The sequence below is a fragment of the Providencia sp. PROV040 genome, assembly GCF_032706145.1.
Taxonomy (GTDB): Bacteria; Pseudomonadota; Gammaproteobacteria; order Enterobacterales; family Enterobacteriaceae; genus Providencia; species Providencia hangzhouensis.
In genome coordinates, this window is sequence record NZ_CP120530.1 from 2,834,893 (window position 1) to 2,851,419 (window position 16,527).

Annotated in this window: 25 protein-coding genes; all 25 read right to left on the reverse strand. The window is 43.1% G+C overall.

Translation table 11 applies throughout. From position 1 onward, the window contains the following. Window positions 1-4 precede the first annotated feature (4 nt). Window positions 5-1,270, reverse strand: a complete 1,266-nt coding sequence (umuC, locus tag P3L40_RS12975; protein WP_110591996.1) for a translesion error-prone DNA polymerase V subunit UmuC — start codon at window positions 1,268-1,270, stop codon at window positions 5-7. After that, window positions 1,270-1,683, reverse strand: coding sequence for a translesion error-prone DNA polymerase V autoproteolytic subunit (gene umuD, locus P3L40_RS12980; protein ID WP_110591997.1), 414 nt, complete (start codon window positions 1,681-1,683; stop codon window positions 1,270-1,272). Before umuD ends, umuC begins: the two co-directional genes overlap by 1 nt. A gap of 140 nt (window positions 1,684-1,823) precedes the next feature. Next, on the reverse strand, window positions 1,824-2,060 hold the full coding sequence (locus tag P3L40_RS12985; RefSeq protein ID WP_181420508.1) for a DUF1799 domain-containing protein: 237 nt from the start codon (window positions 2,058-2,060) through the stop codon (window positions 1,824-1,826). 50 nt (window positions 2,061-2,110) lie between these two features. Beyond that, complete coding sequence (locus tag P3L40_RS12990; protein WP_164528721.1) at window positions 2,111-2,425, reverse strand: phage tail assembly chaperone; 315 nt, start codon at window positions 2,423-2,425, stop codon at window positions 2,111-2,113. Further along, a complete protein-coding gene (locus P3L40_RS12995) occupies window positions 2,418-2,624 on the reverse strand; it encodes an Ig domain-containing protein (RefSeq protein WP_316927973.1) in 207 nt (68 codons plus the stop codon). Before P3L40_RS12995 ends, P3L40_RS12990 begins: the two co-directional genes overlap by 8 nt. Window positions 2,625-2,680: 56 nt before the next feature. Next, complete coding sequence (locus tag P3L40_RS13000; RefSeq protein ID WP_110592001.1) at window positions 2,681-3,340, reverse strand: phage tail tube protein; 660 nt, start codon at window positions 3,338-3,340, stop codon at window positions 2,681-2,683. Window positions 3,341-3,386: 46 nt separating this feature from the next. Continuing rightward, a complete protein-coding gene (locus P3L40_RS13005) occupies window positions 3,387-3,788 on the reverse strand; it encodes a phage tail terminator-like protein (RefSeq protein WP_272693241.1) in 402 nt (133 codons plus the stop codon). After that, a complete protein-coding gene (locus P3L40_RS13010) occupies window positions 3,785-4,366 on the reverse strand; it encodes a hypothetical protein (protein ID WP_272693240.1) in 582 nt (193 codons plus the stop codon). Before P3L40_RS13010 ends, P3L40_RS13005 begins: the two co-directional genes overlap by 4 nt. A 1-nt stretch (window position 4,367) precedes the next feature. Further along, window positions 4,368-4,682, reverse strand: coding sequence for a hypothetical protein (locus P3L40_RS13015; protein WP_272693253.1), 315 nt, complete (start codon window positions 4,680-4,682; stop codon window positions 4,368-4,370). A gap of 41 nt (window positions 4,683-4,723) precedes the next feature. Continuing rightward, window positions 4,724-5,203: a DnaT-like ssDNA-binding protein gene (locus tag P3L40_RS13020; protein WP_196718800.1), complete on the reverse strand. Its 480-nt coding sequence runs from the start codon at window positions 5,201-5,203 to the stop codon at window positions 4,724-4,726. Window positions 5,204-5,244: 41 nt separating this feature from the next. Next, window positions 5,245-5,487: an Ig-like domain-containing protein gene (locus tag P3L40_RS13025; RefSeq protein WP_316927974.1), complete on the reverse strand. Its 243-nt coding sequence runs from the start codon at window positions 5,485-5,487 to the stop codon at window positions 5,245-5,247. A gap of 47 nt (window positions 5,488-5,534) precedes the next feature. Then, window positions 5,535-6,488 carry a major capsid protein gene (locus P3L40_RS13030; RefSeq protein ID WP_164528715.1) on the reverse strand — a complete coding sequence of 318 codons (954 nt, stop codon included), beginning with the start codon at window positions 6,486-6,488 and terminating at the stop codon, window positions 5,535-5,537. A 12-nt stretch (window positions 6,489-6,500) separates the two neighbouring features. Then, on the reverse strand, window positions 6,501-7,265 hold the full coding sequence (locus P3L40_RS13035) for a hypothetical protein (RefSeq protein ID WP_164528714.1): 765 nt from the start codon (window positions 7,263-7,265) through the stop codon (window positions 6,501-6,503). Between the two features lie 110 nt (window positions 7,266-7,375). Beyond that, entirely contained in the window at window positions 7,376-8,497 is a 1,122-nt protein-coding gene (locus tag P3L40_RS13040) for a hypothetical protein (RefSeq protein ID WP_272693239.1), read from the reverse strand. After that, entirely contained in the window at window positions 8,494-9,864 is a 1,371-nt protein-coding gene (locus P3L40_RS13045; RefSeq protein WP_272693238.1) for a DUF4055 domain-containing protein, read from the reverse strand. The genes P3L40_RS13040 and P3L40_RS13045 overlap by 4 nt, the downstream gene beginning before the upstream one ends. Then, window positions 9,864-11,438: a terminase gene (locus tag P3L40_RS13050; RefSeq protein WP_272693237.1), complete on the reverse strand. Its 1,575-nt coding sequence runs from the start codon at window positions 11,436-11,438 to the stop codon at window positions 9,864-9,866. The genes P3L40_RS13045 and P3L40_RS13050 overlap by 1 nt, the downstream gene beginning before the upstream one ends. Further along, a complete protein-coding gene (locus P3L40_RS13055) occupies window positions 11,435-11,923 on the reverse strand; it encodes a DUF2280 domain-containing protein (protein WP_272693236.1) in 489 nt (162 codons plus the stop codon). Before P3L40_RS13055 ends, P3L40_RS13050 begins: the two co-directional genes overlap by 4 nt. 30 nt (window positions 11,924-11,953) lie before the next feature. Further along, a complete protein-coding gene (locus P3L40_RS13060) occupies window positions 11,954-12,583 on the reverse strand; it encodes a putative metallopeptidase (RefSeq protein WP_272693235.1) in 630 nt (209 codons plus the stop codon). 126 nt (window positions 12,584-12,709) lie between these two features. Then, window positions 12,710-13,276 (reverse strand): hypothetical protein, encoded by a 567-nt coding sequence (locus P3L40_RS13065; RefSeq protein ID WP_272693234.1) that lies wholly within the window; start codon window positions 13,274-13,276, stop codon window positions 12,710-12,712. A gap of 30 nt (window positions 13,277-13,306) precedes the next feature. Then, window positions 13,307-13,468 (reverse strand): hypothetical protein, encoded by a 162-nt coding sequence (locus tag P3L40_RS13070; RefSeq protein WP_272693233.1) that lies wholly within the window; start codon window positions 13,466-13,468, stop codon window positions 13,307-13,309. An 11-nt stretch (window positions 13,469-13,479) separates the two neighbouring features. Further along, window positions 13,480-13,950, reverse strand: coding sequence for a lysis protein (locus P3L40_RS13075; protein ID WP_272693232.1), 471 nt, complete (start codon window positions 13,948-13,950; stop codon window positions 13,480-13,482). A gap of 1 nt (window position 13,951) precedes the next feature. Next, window positions 13,952-14,434 (reverse strand): TIGR02594 family protein, encoded by a 483-nt coding sequence (locus P3L40_RS13080; protein WP_164565498.1) that lies wholly within the window; start codon window positions 14,432-14,434, stop codon window positions 13,952-13,954. Continuing rightward, window positions 14,431-14,799, reverse strand: coding sequence for a hypothetical protein (locus P3L40_RS13085; RefSeq protein WP_262960376.1), 369 nt, complete (start codon window positions 14,797-14,799; stop codon window positions 14,431-14,433). The genes P3L40_RS13080 and P3L40_RS13085 overlap by 4 nt, the downstream gene beginning before the upstream one ends. Continuing rightward, window positions 14,799-15,212 carry a putative holin gene (locus tag P3L40_RS13090; protein WP_147675574.1) on the reverse strand — a complete coding sequence of 138 codons (414 nt, stop codon included), beginning with the start codon at window positions 15,210-15,212 and terminating at the stop codon, window positions 14,799-14,801. The genes P3L40_RS13085 and P3L40_RS13090 overlap by 1 nt, the downstream gene beginning before the upstream one ends. A gap of 133 nt (window positions 15,213-15,345) precedes the next feature. Then, window positions 15,346-16,527 (reverse strand): hypothetical protein, encoded by a 1,182-nt coding sequence (locus P3L40_RS13095; protein WP_272693231.1) that lies wholly within the window; start codon window positions 16,525-16,527, stop codon window positions 15,346-15,348.

Sequence of the window (16,527 nt, forward strand, 5' to 3'; positions counted from 1 at the left end):
TGGATTACTTTGCTTTTACTACTGGTAACTCATTGAAATTTGTTGTGTATGCTGGTGATAACATTTCTCGCTTCATCTGATATCCACGATCACCACCTTTCGCAGCAAACCAGACTTTGCCTAGGCCTCTATTGTTTATTGTGTCTAATGTTTTCATCAGTTCATCACTGTTTTTAAATGGCTTTTGAGTCGAAAACATATCGAACTGAGTAATGTCTGAATCTGTGAAGTCAGACAACATTATCCCTGCTTTATAGTAGCGGTAACCATCTCGCCATATGGAATCTAATCCACGCATGGCAGCATTGATGATGTCCCGCGTGTCGCTGCTAGGGTATTCAAGCCTAATGCTGACGCTGTTGGCATAATCATCGCCTGATGCATGGCGACTTGTTTGTATGAATAGGCCAATGATTCGGCATCGCTGCTTTTCTTCGCGTAGCTTCTCCGCTGCACGCTCTGCGTAATCACAAACTGCCTTGCGCATAGTTTCAATATCTAAAACTTTCTTACCGAAAGAACGTGAGCATAGTATTTGCTGCTTAACCTTCCTGACTTCTTCAAGCTCAATGCAAGACTCGCCATTTAGTTCGCGGAGCGTCCTTTCTAGCGTTACGCCAAAGGTTTTACGTATTGTGGCCACTGGCGCATCGGCTAAGTCTAAAGCAGTATAGATACCCATAACTCTTAACTTAGCTGAGATTCTACGACCAATGCCCCACACTTCCTCAATCGGAATAAGTGACAGCAACTTTTTTTGCCGATTTCTATCAGATAGCTCGACCACACCGCCAGTTTTCTTCCACGTTTTAGATGCGTGATTAGCAATCTTAGCCAGAGTTTTAGTTGGGCCTATTCCAACGCCCACTGGCAAATGTGTTCGCTGCAATATTGTTGATTGAATCTCTCGCCCGTATTCTTCTAGATTAAATGTATGAGCCATACCAGTGAAATCAAGGAACGCCTCATCTACCGAATATATCTCCAAGCGTGGAGCATACATTGATAACAGCGACATCACTCTATTGCTCATGTCAGCATATAACGCATAGTTAGAACTAAATATGTTGATGTTATTTTGTCGGTAATAACTTCTTCGCTCATAGTAAAGCTCACCCATTTTTACACCGAGTTTTTTTGCTTCCGCTGACCGGGCAATCACGCAACCATCATTGTTACTCAGGACGATTACTGGCTTTCCCGCTAAGTCTGGCCTAAATACTTTCTCGCAGCTCGCATAAAACGAATTAACATCAACAAGCGCGAACATTATTGCGCCTTATGGATGATGAACGTTACGACACCAAATATCTGTAAGTCCTGTGTGTCACCTATGTGTATAGGTTGAAAGTCAGGGTTCATAGGCATTAACATAGGTGGATGAGACTTCAGTCTCTTTACTGTGAATTCACCATCAACGCTAGCGATAACAATATCCCCATCCTTTGCAACAAGCGCGCTATCAACAATAACAACGTCACCATCATTGATATTCGCATCAATCATCGAATTACCTTCGACACGCAACATGTACGTACTGTCAGGGTGCTTAATCAGCGTACTGTTAAGGTTTATCCTCTCTTCCATATAGTCAGCCGCAGGTGATGGAAATCCCGCAGGCACACGGTCTAGGAAAAGTGGAATATTGATAATTGACTCGGAATCGATAAGTTCTAGCTTCATGATGCACCAAAATATAACTGTATTTATATACAGTATATTCTAAGCATTTAAATTGTAAAGATCATTTTTAGGAACTAAAACAATACATGCATACACAATAAAACCTGTTTAGTGCACATAAATACTAGGGTATCACCGCACTATTTTTTATGGATCAATTCTAAAGCTTTTGACTCCATCAGTTGAATATCTTTAATCACGGTTGCCAGATCACAAATACCGTAAGCGCTGGCCAGCATGGGAATAACGGTATAATCAATCCCAGTAGGACCATCCATACTGACCCGCCATTGTGTTGATAGCGCTTGGAATAGCGTGACTGAAGCTTCAATATCTGGGGTAACCTCAATGTCATCATCATCAAGATCCCCCAGCAAATCTAATTCAATCGCTGACAGTGGCTTACTGTAAAGTGCCTGCGCAACCGCTAGGAGTTTTTTTCCCGAATACCTAAGAGCGCTTGGCGATAGGAAGTAAAAATTTCGAAAGCTGCCCCTGGGTAGTTATCGAAAAATTCTGCCACATTATCGTGGTTAAACTCGCGATCTTTAAATCCCCACCCTTTCGCAATCTGAAGCAAGAATCCTGTATCGGTTAGATCGTCAGCTTTCCCCATCTCATCCAGTTCACTCATTTTTTTGTGAACGAATACAAACGGTAAATCACCTTGTTTACCGTCAGGTGTTGTGATTTTGACGGTGTGTTCAAATGTCGGTGTTGGGTTGTAGGTTAACTTAGCCATTATTCGCCTTTTCATTGATTGTAATAACTGAATTGACTGTCACACCGTCAACAGTGGCAGTGATAGTCACTTTACCCGCGGCTTTTAGTGTAACTTGACCTGTGCTATTCACAGTCGCTTTTGCGGTATCAGAGCTCTTCCACATCGCATTCTGATTGGATGTATTGGCAGGTGTTAAGGTGAGGTTGAGTAAAATCACCTCTCCCACAACACCTGTGGCAATCGGTTTATCAATGGTGAGCTCAGATACCGGGATTACTTTGCGTGGGCGTAGACAGACTGTTTAGAACGCAAAGAGAAGCGAACAGTCGTTGTTTCAATTTCGTTCACCGCCGTATCAGGGATTTCTTTATACGAGGTCGATGCCAAATAATAGCGATCTTGCTCGGCGCGTTTATTATAAAAACGCACAGCCACCAGCGATTTACTTTCATCATAATCCAGCAATAAGGCATGATGTTTAGCATCGGCGTTATAAGCTAATGTGTAAGTAATGATGTACGGGTTCTTAAAGGTATCAAGGCTGATTGCCTGATCATCCTCAAGAAACTGAATGCTGGTGGACTGCTGGTCGCCCCCTTCAATGCCCACCGTCGTCACACGTTTGATTTGCGTCCAACCCGTGACCTTCTTGATAGTGCCCATTGCTTCTTCTGCTGGATATTTAGATTTATCCGTACTGTCAAAGCCTTCAATGGTGATATTGCTGGCTGCAACCGTTTTAACCCGTTTAGGGCCATTTAAATTACTCCAGCTGTCACTGATAATCACAACATCACCCGCTTTAATATCGCCCGCGCTTGCAACAGTAAGAACAACCTCACTGGCATTCGATGCGGCAGTAATCGCGATTGCTTCACCATATCCACTGGAAACCGAAACAGTAGAACCATTAGGAATGCTATATTCCGCCATAATGAACCTCTTTATTTATGCATAAAAAAACCGCCAGCTGGCGGTGTTATCGAACTGAATCACATCGATAGGATGTGCGTATGGGAATGGTGTAGTGGGTATCCCCCACGAGAGGGGGTAATTGATTTGGCTCACTGTTGAGATAAAGGGTTTTGGTCAGTGTGAGCCCATTTTCAAGCTGAGCTTTAATGTTATCCGCAATCAGGCTTAAGTGTTCATCACCGCTCCCCACCTTACCCACAATATTAATTTGAATGATCCCTTTTAAAATCGGCATATCGAGCGCTAGCCCCATATTCTCAGTTGCCGCGGGTAAAATATGCATTTGCAGATAAGGGGAGTTAATTTCATCAAAAGCCATATTAGGCCATGCCACCTTTAACCCCGCTTGCTTCGCAATTTGAGCCACCAGCGCACGTATTGACTGATTAATTTCGGATTGCTTCATGATTTCACCTCAGCCATGGCCTCTCTAAAAAACTGACTCACATTCTGTGCAGTGATAGCCACCATACTATTCGGGGCTTGCTTTGAATGGCCCATTTCTAACGGGTAAGCATAGGGCACATTATTGGTAAAGTAGATGGCACTCATACCTACCTTGAAGTGCTCAAGCACATAGTTCCCCATAGAGACGGTCATGCGGCCTGATTTATCAATTCGTCCTGTCTCACCGTCTGCAGGTGTATCAAACGTCACTTGCCAGTTACCCCGAAACCGCCCACCGGTATAACCCGGAGGGGCTTTGATATCCATGGAATCATTGACACGAACGCGTTTTTTTAGCTGACGTTTCTTCGGGGTAAGGTTATTAGGGTCTTTCCTAAGTTCTTCATTGTGTTCAAATACTGCTTGGTTATAACTGACTGCCGTCTGGTTGACTTCCCAGAGTTCAGGATTACCGACAGGTGACATTTGAACCAGCTGGGCCAAAATTTTAAACCCCGTTTTCTTAACAACCGCTTCCATGTCTGCTTGGGCACTATCAACAAACAGGTTAATTGAACGCATAAATGATTGTGACATGTCACGCCCTCAATTGAGATTGATAGCAAATCACGAGTTCAGCAGGTTGAATCGGGTTAGGCTCTTGAACACGTAACCACACGCCGTCAACGAATACCCGATCCCCTTTCTGAATAACCGAGGCGGGTGAAAAGACCATTTTGATATCCGTCGCCAGAATAAGCGTCCCGTCAATATCATGGGGTTTGTATTGCACCTTAACTCCTGTGGCAAGAAACTCGGTTTCAGCCTCGTGGTGCTCTTTTCCCGTCTCATCATCAACCCAATGCTTGCCATCCCGTTTAACTGGGTATGAAGCACCGTATTTCTTCAGCATTCGCAATGCTGTGTGGTGACCACGCTGATAGATATTCATAGCTACCTCATTGCAAACGTATTAATGGCGAACCCCTCAGAGATATCAATCAAGCCCGATAACAAACCTTTCAACCAAGCGAAATTCGGTGCGCCGGTATTGGTGCCTTCCGCGTATTTCAAATCAATTGCGCCCTCAATGCGTTCCGCAATGATTTCCCCGCCTAAAGTGGGTTGCAGGTCGTTTTCTTGAGATTCAATCGCTAAGCGGCATTGGGCTTGGATAACTTGCTGAGGGATAACCTCACTTGAAACCGCAATACCATCGCGAATTAATCCCGTGCGTGGAAAAGACAGCGGCTGATGAACATCGGTTCGCTTACCTAACCACTTTTGGGATTCGAGATAGTCCATGGCAACAATGAGCAATCCCTCTAATCCCTCATTAGGGAGTGTTAACTGCCTTGCTGAAGCATAGGCCTTTAAATCCGCTACGCTGGCATAGCTGTTAAAGGTCAGGGAGGTTTTATCTGAATCAATCATAAGCCCCTCAAAATAAGAAAGGGGTATTACACCCCTTTAAATTATTCACCACTTTCAGGTGGCTTAGCCGTAAATGTAATTTCATCCGTTGACTGAGTCACTCCATCGACTGTTGCCGTGACAATGAATTGACCGTCGGTATCAGAGGTCAGTTTCACTGTCGCGCCTCCCGCTTTGCCCGTCTTAGAGGATGTCACGCTCAAATTACCACCCGTTGTTGACCAATTAACGGTAGCCCCCTCAACTGGCGAGCTTCCCTTGGTGTAATTGAGTGTAACAGTCACAACATCGGCACTGTCAGCGATAGCAGACGTTTTATCCGCTGACAGAGTTACTTTCCCGCTTCGGTGGTCAGTTTAATCATCACACCTGCAGTCATCTTGTCACTCTTAAAATGCTTCTTCCAGTTACCTTCTGTGCCGAGTTTAGTTAAATCAGGGTTCTCACCCTTAGTTTCATCCCAGCTATAGCCTAGAACACCCACATTTACTGTGCCCTCACCACGATAGCCAATTTCCAAGTTTTCCTTATCATTAATGTTAAATGAGCGGAAAGTTGGCTCTTGAGATTCGGTGATAGTCACCGCACCAGGAACAAGACCAAAAATAGCATCCACTGGCGCGGTATCTGTCACGAGAACAGGTTTCCCCAGCGTGCCGGGCTGACCACCATAGATAACCACACCCGCTTCTTCATACACTTTGTTATCAATAGCCTGATCAACAATGTCAAAATAGGTCGTTGAGTGCATGACAAACAAATTAACACGGTTGAATTTATCACCGTATTTACGTAACCCTTTGGTCAGTGTTTTCTTACCGTCGGTGGCAATATCCGCTGTAACAACCATTGCTTTATTACTCCCGATGGCTGCTGCCAATGCCGCCAGCGAGTATTTAATGTAACCCTCAAGGGAAGCATCTGCTGCATCCGTGCCCACCAGCTCTGAGAACTCAGAGACATCGCGACCACGTCGTTTAAATGCCTCTTCGGTTGTTGCGTATGGACCATATTTCCACGGCGCTTTGACATCAACCGATTCACCCGCGCCGATTTTTTTACTATCCACTTTTTCCGTTGAGTTAACATCACGGTGCTCAATGGATCCGCCGATTTGATAGAAAGCACGTTTACGGAAATCGCCTTCAATAAACAGGTTATCTAGCACAATGGCACCATTCGATGCTTGGTTGAATACCGCTAAATTATCTTGGCGACGCTCTAAGAACGCGGTTTGTGCCAAATCGTTATAAATCACTAAATCACTATTCACTGTTGTTGTCATTGCTGCCTTTCCTTACTCTTTTGGAAGTCTTAAATAGGTGTCACGGCCATAGCGGCGAATATATTCAGCCTTTTCGCTGGCGGACATTTGAGAACGTTTAAGGTGTGCACCACCTTGCTTATGTTTCCCTGCGTCTGTACCTGATGCGGCAGGGAATAAGTGTGGTGCGCTTTCTTTCAGGGATTCAATCCATTCAATAGGGGATAGCGGAGTTCGCCCATCTTTGCCCATGATTGGATCCCCATCTTCATCAACAGCGACGGCCTGACCTTCGTCGTTGATTTGAAAAATGCCTTTGGCACGTAGAATTAAATCTTCTTGCGCACTGCTTAATGCGCCAGCTTTACCCGCCGCTGAACGAATTTCATCGCCCAACACACGTGCGCGGAATTTATTGGCAAAGGCTTCCGCTTTTTCCACTCGGGTATTAGCCTCTTTTAATTGCTTATCAACATCACCCCGCATACGCTCGGTACGCTTATTAATGACTTCATCAATCTTGCCATCTGCAATGAGTTTGGCTTCTTCGTCATTTTCAAAGCGTTTAAGCATCCCTTTCACAGTGTCAGGATCGATACCATCAAAGCGTTTTAGGTTGTCGCCCTGCTCTTTGATTTTGCCGAGTAACTCGGTGTTCTTGGCTTTTAGTCCAGACACTTGCTGGTCGATAAGGGTTTGAATTTCAGGTGTGATTTCGAGTGCGCCACCCGCACCGCCCCCTTTATCCTCACCACCCGCCTGTGAATAGTATTTGCGTTCGATATTCATAAATAACATGTGATTCCCCTTGGGATTGATGCGCCTAGCGCGTTGAGTTAGTTCAGCCCTCAGCTGAATTTAGGTATTAAAAAAGGCCACCGAAGTGACCTTGTTAAATAGTGTATTGATTAGCTATAACCCGCCTCTTTAAATGCGCGTTCATCCAGTGCTTTTAATTCAGATAACAGAATAAATTCGCCTTTATCGGTATAAAACTCAGAAGGGGTCATGCCGCCCTCTTTCATTAACCTAAACCGTACTTCACCAAATACTTGTCGCTGTCGCCATTCGGGCTGCCTTTGGATCCACTCTAAATACGTCGTTTTAGCGGGAACTTGCCCATCCATTGACGCACGAGTCCCATCGTCCATTTCATCGGCATCAATACCTAAATCACGCCACGATTTAAGAATGAGTGTTTCCGTTGAGCGGCATCCCCAATGGATTTTGCCGGGGCCGCGCTTATAGGGAACCTTATGACCAATCGGATGACCGTTTAAAGTATATTTCAGCCTGTCACGCACAATACAATCATGAGAGGTTTTGTTATCCAGTGTTGAAAGCCACTGTTTACAATCAATAATGTCTTTATTGGCGTCCACTAAATGTTCACGTGCAGTGGCTTGCACATGGTTAATAGCCGTTTTGGCTAGGGTGGTGGCATTCGCACGACTCATCTGTAATGCGCCGTCTTTATAATTTTGCTTCGCATGACCACGAATTTTTCGCCCGATTTGAACGGCGCTATCCCCATTGAGATAACCATGACGCACGGTGTTGCTGATACGGGTCATACGGTCTTTTTCTAACCCTGATGCCCACTCAGACAATAACTTCCCTTGGAAAGGTCGAGACATCGCTGAGGCGTATAACATCTCCTCGCTGATCCCCATAAAGGGATAATGGCGTAATATGGCATCAGGCAGCAGCGCATTGAACAGGGAGGGATAAAAACTGACTTCATGAAAAGCATACGCCTTCATTTCATCCGATAAGAACGCAAACGCACGATCTACCGCTTGCCGATTGATTCGCTCGACGCTGGACAGTAATGACTCCAACCGCCTAACCGTAAAGCTATTAATATCAATATCTGCATCATCCAGCGCGGTAATTAATGTTGCCGTGAGCTCAGCGTCAAACGCATTCAATACCTTGACCATGCGTTTAGCGACGCTGGTGGAATAGCGACCTGAAAAGAGTGAGTGCGCAATTAACTCATCCATTAACTGCATATTCACCGATTTCACATTTCACCTACCATCGTGGGCTGCTGGCTATTCAGTTCATCCACCACCACCTCAATATCATCAGCAGGGTCGATGACATCGTATTTTTGCAAACTACGAACTAAATCAGACTTGCGTATTGCGCTGGATTGCCATGCCGATACTATTTCGCGGATCATCGCACTATCTGCAATGTGATTAACGAGGTCTTTGTTAATTTCAAATGAAATATCCGTCGTATCAAGTCCTAAATATTCGGCGCACCACGTTAAGGCTTTACTCAGTGCTTCAGACACGTTTGAGCAGCAGATACTGAGAATGGAGGTTTGGGCGTTCTGTTCACCGACAGACTGAATAACCGTTTTGACCTTACTATCCGCAGATACCAATTGAGCGCCCAGCGCAACCATGTAATCGCGCTTACTGTCCATCGCCTCTTTAGCCAGCATGTTGGGCTGTGCCTGTATATAACCACAGGTACTGTTTTTAGGTAGCAAAAAAGGTGAGCGGGAGCCCACCAGCATGCCGTTCTTTTCCAAATAATCACGCCACTCTACATCTAGCCCTGCAATATAGGGTTGAACTTGACCGCAGAAGAAAACAGAGTCCTCATAATCTGCCGAGTTTCGATAGTGGCCTAGGTTAATCTTCGCAAGCCCCAGTAATGGCGCTTCATCTATCGTGTGATCATTATTCTGAGCACCAATAAACGTAAACGGGATTTCATCCCACACGCCATTGCCCGCACGCTCAGGCATGTATTCAGAATCGATTTGAAATACGCTTTGCCCTGCTGCCTTGCGATAAACACGGCAAATGAAATGACCGTCTTCCATGGCTAATACGCGGTATTGAACCGCATCCTTAAAACCAAATCCATCCTCTTCTTCAACAGTTTCACGCAATACCACCAGCGTTAACATTGTTCGACCATTAATCCGCGCTGTACGCCAATTAATGATATCTTCAGCTTGGTATTGGAAAATGTACGGCAATTTAGAATCACTGTTGTAATCCACATACAGGCCGTGACGCCCCACTTCCAACACTGATTCAAGTGAGGATTGCGCCAATTGGTAAATGCTTGAGCCCGCGCCATCTGCATCGTCTTTTAAGCAAGCGAGCTTGTCGGTGACTGCAACGAGCGGATCCTTTTTAAACGCCATCCCTATCATACCGTTACGGGTGTTACCTGTTATTGGGTAAAACACCGCGCGGTCTTGATAGTCCTTATTGCGTTTCTTTTTGCGAGCATCATCTTGTTCAATAAGCTCAGGCAAATAGGTGTTTATATCCTCACCACCTCGACACACATCACGGACTAGCTTCCATTGAGGTGCCGCCGCTTTGTATTCAGGGCGAGTAAAATCGACAGTATTTATACTCATCAGAAAGTGGTTCCTAAATTAATGCCAAAGGCTGGTCGAACTGGCTTATGAAGAACGCGATAACGTGTACTATCCCAATCATGATCTTCTTGCTCGGTATCTACATCATCAGGGTTTTTAGAGTCTCGAACTAAAACAGGGACTCGACTGATCCACCCTCGGCAATAGTCAAACACATAAAAGGCGGGCTTTTCCGGCATACCTGTTTCTGTTTTTTTACCTTCAATCACTGCCTCGAGCATGTCGGCAAATAGTGATGCTCCATTGATACGGGAGCCGGGGTTTTTATTCGCTTTCATCCATTCGACACCTTGAGCTTCCATTTTTTGTGCAATGGAGTCCTCATCATCGTTTGGTGTGTAAATCGAATTATCTGCAGGGCCTTTAATCACCTTTTTACAGATATTGGGCATGATGTTCATTTGCCCCTGAGTTAGGCCATCTTTGACTATTTCTTGCGGAATAGCAGAGTCCAGCCCTGCCAAGCGCTGATCAATCCACTTAATACCTTTAGCCACGTTGGTGGATGACATGTTCAGACCTTTGTTAAGCTCATCAGGGGGACAACCGTACCATTCACCGATTAAGATTAAAGATCCGGCTGGTGGACAAAATTTACGACCATCGGGTAATGTGGCTTCGGTACCATCCGATTGTGCCCACCACAAGTTAGAAAATGGCTTTGACTCCCCCCAGTCATGTGAGCGGTCAACAATCCAACTGTCGGGGATCTGAAACGGCTTAATCACATGGTGTGTTGCATTCCAAAGATGGTCAAAACGCCCACCGCTCGTCACATCCCAAGAACCTTCCACCCACGCCTTTTTGCGGTTTGGATCTTTAATGCTCATGAGCGTTGCGATGTATTGGGGATCTAAGTACGGGTTTTCTTTAAATGAACCGTGGATAGCGACGCGAGTTAATGTGATTTCTTCATCACGCTCAGTTTGTGGGTTAAACACTTTCTGTGTTTCCCGAATAACCGTTCCTCGTGGCTTTGGTTCGATAAAACGCTTTTTCACCCATGTATGACCAATACCAAACGGGTTGGTCGTACTGAAAACCTCAAGCGGAATAGGCTTTAGTAATGTGCCATTTTCAAGGGGGTAATCTTTTGGCCTAAATGATGAACGTCGACAAGAGAACATCGCTTCATAAAAATCGGCTGATTTTTGCTTGGTTAATTCGTTAAAGCCAATAAAGGGAAACTCTTGGCCATGGTAATCCCAATAATCATCCGCTTCTTTACCAAAACGAAATAGTAGCTCTTCGCCTGTGGGCCATACCCACCTCAATTCTGAGGCTGAAGCAAGAAAGCGAGCGCCATCTTTAAACAACCGATACATACGTTTTGATTGCGTGATGATGTCAGCAAGGTTTTTGTATTCCGTATCAAATATGATACCGCGCCAAAATGAGCCATAGCCAATACCCACATTGCGCCTAAAACGGGCAAGTTGTGCCGCTGTTTTACCGGGACCTCGCGTGCCTTCATACAGTATTTCATTGCACGGGCAACTTAAGGATAACGACTGCGAACCGGGTAAAGGCTTCCAAACTACGTTGTAATTCATTCACCTAATACCCCGCCCTGTTGCTGTTGTGCGACTTTCTCCCAATCATCCACGCTGTCACAAGCAGGAACAGGCATAATGTTGTGCGTCGTCTCAACTTTCTGCTCTACCTTGTGTCTGTTGGTATAAACATCCCCACACTCTTTTGCAGCTTGTTCAGCCAATTGTGCCGTTAACGCAAAATTACGCATGTTCTCAGCTTTAACCGCCATTCGGTCTAGCATTCTCAAACGGTAGGCTTTATTCGCTATGGGAATGTCTGTTATTTCGGTTTGGAATCGTTCACGGGTTTCATTAAAAAGCTCTACCCACTTTTTCGCTAATTTACGCCCACTTGACTTTGTTGGGTCATGAGATTCAACTTGCTGGCGGCTCACTTTTAACCCAAATTCATTTTTGACGGACTCAACCACTTGAGAGGGGGTGTCATAGCAGGCAAGGGATTGAATAATATAAATTTTAATCTCTGATTTTAACGCTACCATAATCAATACCTGTCAAAACTAGTCAAAAATTTAAGCCAGTTTCATTAAACAGGTTCCGCACGCTCTGGATATATTCAACCTAGCCACTTCTGGCTTTTCGCTTGCGGCATCAATGATTGCTTGAACCTCTTCACTAGCGCCATATCGACGAACAACGCCGACAAACTCTTCTACATCATGCCCTCTTAATTTCAGCTTGGGCATACCTTCCTGTGTGAACTTGGGTGAGCCAAATTCATCCATGTCTTGTGCTATATGGTAAAGCTCATGCTCAATCAATGCACAAAACTCGGCATCCGAACATTGAGCGCAGTAATCAGCTGCTAATGTGATAACAAACTTTGGTATACGACCAAACCATTCATACATTTGTTGTTCCATTCTGGCTTTCTGCCAGCCACCAGCACGCATCATGACTTCTTCACATTGACCTAACACATACCGACCTTTCTTACTAAATGAGTTTGAGGCCCACATAAAACAAATATCCGCATCAATTAAGTGAATATGATCAGGATTATGAATATCACCGTCATCATTGAGTAGGTGTTGCTGTACCCACTCATTAACCTCAGGAGCAGTCGTTATTTTTATGTGCGGAGAAAATGATTCGATAAACTCATGAGGTGGATATGGCCTAGCAAATGCTTCATCACTCATAATTTCCTCAATCAGAATATTTAACTGGACATATCAATATATTTTCGGGATCCGTTGTGAAGCTAAACCATGAGAACCTATATAAAACTCTATCAACGCCACTCAGTGAATGACGTTTGAAGAATTTTATAAATCAAGTTGTTCTTTACGTTGAACCTCAGCGCGAACTTGCTCAATAGCATTCGCACTCGCTATCTCAGAGTTAGCTTGCGTATGCTGTATGGCTGTAATTGAAGACTGCAAATAATTAAACTTATCCTCAATCAGTTGCTTAAACTTTTCGAATTCTGACTGCTCGCGAGAAATAACTTCACTTGTTTGGCTAATTTCAGCGGAAGCTTTAAGAGCCATTTCAGCAGGTACTTGAACACTGTTATCATTAATGCCTGTGGTTGTTTCAAATCGCGCTTGCTCGGCCCCCTTTTTAGCGCCTTCTTGTACTGCTTGCCGAAGCGCACCATCTATTACTAGGTCTTGTATCTTTGCGCTTGGAATCAATGCTTCATCAATAAACACCTGACCATTTTTAAAAATAAACATATCAGCACTAAAACCTACGCTTGTTGGCTCCTTCAGCCCAGTGCTAACCATCAGCCCTTCAATACGCTTTAGTTGCGCTTCTAACTTATCTAAGTCAGTACTATCGACTGATATCTTTATAGATAGGGTGGCTATTTCTTTTTTATCTGACATGACTGTCTCCATAAATGAAGAGGCCCCTAACTAATTAGAGGCCTTTTGAGTAATATCTTCGGCTATGTTTGTGAATGCGACTATGCCAGCCTCATAATCTGAGTTAATAACTTCCCTGAGCTTCTTTTCAGCCGCATCAACTCTATCTCTATACCCGGGCACTGCATCAACTAACTGATTAAGTTCAACCATTTGGTTATCCATTAGCGTTTACACTCCGCAAAGTACCAATCTCTCAAGCCAAGGTATTGCTTTTCGAGTGTTTCAAGCTGTTTAAGGAGATCGAAATAATCCTGTTCAGCGTCTCTCGCCAAGGAGGGGGATCCGCTAGCATCCACGCTGGAGGTGGAACCGTTTTCGGGCTTTGGACATTCGGCTTTGACCCGCAGGCGCTTAGTGCCATTGATAACATCAATACGCAACTGGTCAATTTCAGCTTTTGCATTTGTGAGTTCCGTTGTGTGTTTGGTGTCGAGTTCGTGAAGGGAGTTAATGCGCTTTTCGTAGTCTTCATTAATAGCAACCTGCTCATTAAAATCACTATTTAACTTAGAGAAACTACTTTCTAACTTAGTGTGTTTATCATTCAACTTGTCAAAGTCATCAGCAACCCACCAGAGCCAAAATAGCAAAATGACACAAGCGGCCATTAATGCTTTAGTTAGCGAACCCATGTCACGACTCTTTCACTGACAATGCGGCGTCACCGATTGGCAGAGGTCGGTTATCAATTTCCACCCCATCTGGCCAGCGGTACGAAAGAACACGCTCTTTTGGGAATGCTTTGATATTAACTGCATCTGATTGATTACCGCCCAGCAACAATGGATTGCCAGATTTATCCATACCAACAACAAAACCAACATGCCCACCGCCAGTACGCTTGCCAACACAAATACAACCGTATTTTGGTTCATTCAGATTAATACCAAATGTTAGATAAGATTGTGAAGAGTCTGAACGAGGTGAGCGGATACCAGCTCGTTCTAGCATTGCATTAGCATAGCCAGCACACCAAGGAACATCTTTGGCGGTACCAACTAAGCCACGCAACTTACTATCAATCCACATCTGATCTACAGCTTTCGAGCCTGAATCGGTATGCTCAGACACACCGATTTCTTTTTTAGCCTCAATTAACCATTTAGGATCTGTCATTTTTTCACCATAAAAGTAAAAGGCCGCTTAATTAGCAGCCAGATTGATTTGATTCGGGACATTAACTTACTAATGACAACAATTGACATGATGTTGCCACCAGCGGAAAAGATAACGAGGAAAAAGACACCATCAAATACAACATCAGATGGTGCTGACACTCGTTCGCCACCTAATGTTTCCCATATCTGGTAAACCCAACAAATAATTAAAATAGTGCCTACGACAGAATCTCTTCGCTTCTCATAACGACAAAGAAATACAGTCGCGGCTGAAACAAGCATGAATGAAATATCAGCAGCATCCAGCGGGTGAACCTCCACCCAGCTTGTTAAATCCATGAAGATAGTTAAGAAGGTTTCCATCAGTTACCCCCTTTATTTCGCCAATCTTTAATGGCCTGTACGATACTGCTGAAGTTTCGGTCTATTGATGCTGCAATACGACTAAACAACTTTCTAAGGTTGTCTTTGTTTGCAGCGAGCACCAGAACGGGGATTAATAATGCCGAAATAATAATGGCTGTAATCTTAGGGCTAATTTCCCATGACCAGACTTGAGCGATAAATTCAGAAGCCTCTTTAGCAATGAGGATCCCCGCACCGAGCGCCAAAATAAAATGGAATATCTTTCGTCGGTTATTATCTTTGGATGCAATGACGGAAACTGAAGCGCCAATAACTGCCCCTAGCACAACACCATAGTCAGCACCAATAAGGAAGCCGCCCATCGCGCCACCGCCAGCAGCACCGAGGGTTATCCCTATTGATGTGCTCATAAATGATTTGTTCTCTTGATTTAATAGAAATCCACCAGCTACAGAAGCTAGTGTGGGTTAATGAATTCAGTTGAAATTTGGGTAACAAAAAAGGCCACCTGAGTGACCTATTATTTTTCATTTTACGAAAATATTATTTATTACGTTTAGTAATTGATTCGATAACTGATGCAAGCTGCTCAAGCCCATCAAATGTTGATGGTATATTATTTTCATTAGGCTGTATATTTGAGAATATAATATTCTCAAATTTTTCTAGCGCCTCTCTATTATCCTTACTCTTAGAGAAATCAGAATAATTATCAATAAACATGCATAAATTCATTCTAAGCTTTATTTGAGTAAGCTCAGCTTTAATTGAGTTGTAATTTAAAAGTGAGACTCTAAAAAAATAAAGAACTATAATAGTTAATGCCGTAAACCCTAAATAATGAACCACATTAACATCAGATGCTTTAGTTGCAGTTTCATTAATTAACTTAAAACTTAGTGGCACTAAAGACAAAAATGCCAGCAAAATAAGAACAAATAAAGAAATCCATCTTTCTCTGTTTTTCGCACTATAGAAATCGGAATACCCCTTTGTTAATCCAGCAAAATTATACTTCACCCCCAGATTTTCCAAATAGTTTTTCAGCTCTATAATTTTATCTTCTTTTATCTCTAAATCATCATGTATTTTTTTTGATTTTTCTTTATAAAAACTATCAATTTCAGATTTATAATCCACAATCTTACTTTCAGCTATTATGCATTCCTGATGCTTTTCTGTAATGTTGTCTTCTATTTTATGGAATTCAGCCCTTACATCATTAAATTGCTCAACTTTATTTTTTAAATCATATATTAACATGCTAAATATATGGTTTTTATATTCATATACAGAATATTTAAGTTGTTTTACAAAATCATCATCTAGCAAATAAAAGTATTCTTCATTTCTTTTTATAAAATAAACACTTCTAATAAAAAGATTATAATAAAACCCATTAGGTTGAACTGTTAAATATTCAATAAAATACCTTAAAATCACCACAAACGAAAATAAAATTTCCATTCTAGTGTTAGACCTAATAAGTAAGTCTTCTTTATTTGAAATAATACAAACCTCATAAATTTTACTTTCGTTATTAACGAATAATTCAAAAGATTCTTTAATTATTTCAAAAAAATCCAATAAAAAATCAACTTCATCTTTTTTTAAACTTTGATTTTTTATTGCTGGAAATAGTTCATTAACTGCCCCTTCACGCGATAATGCTCTTGAAATATTTCTTAAAGAATTAGTTCTTAGACTTTCAGCTTCATTAGTCAT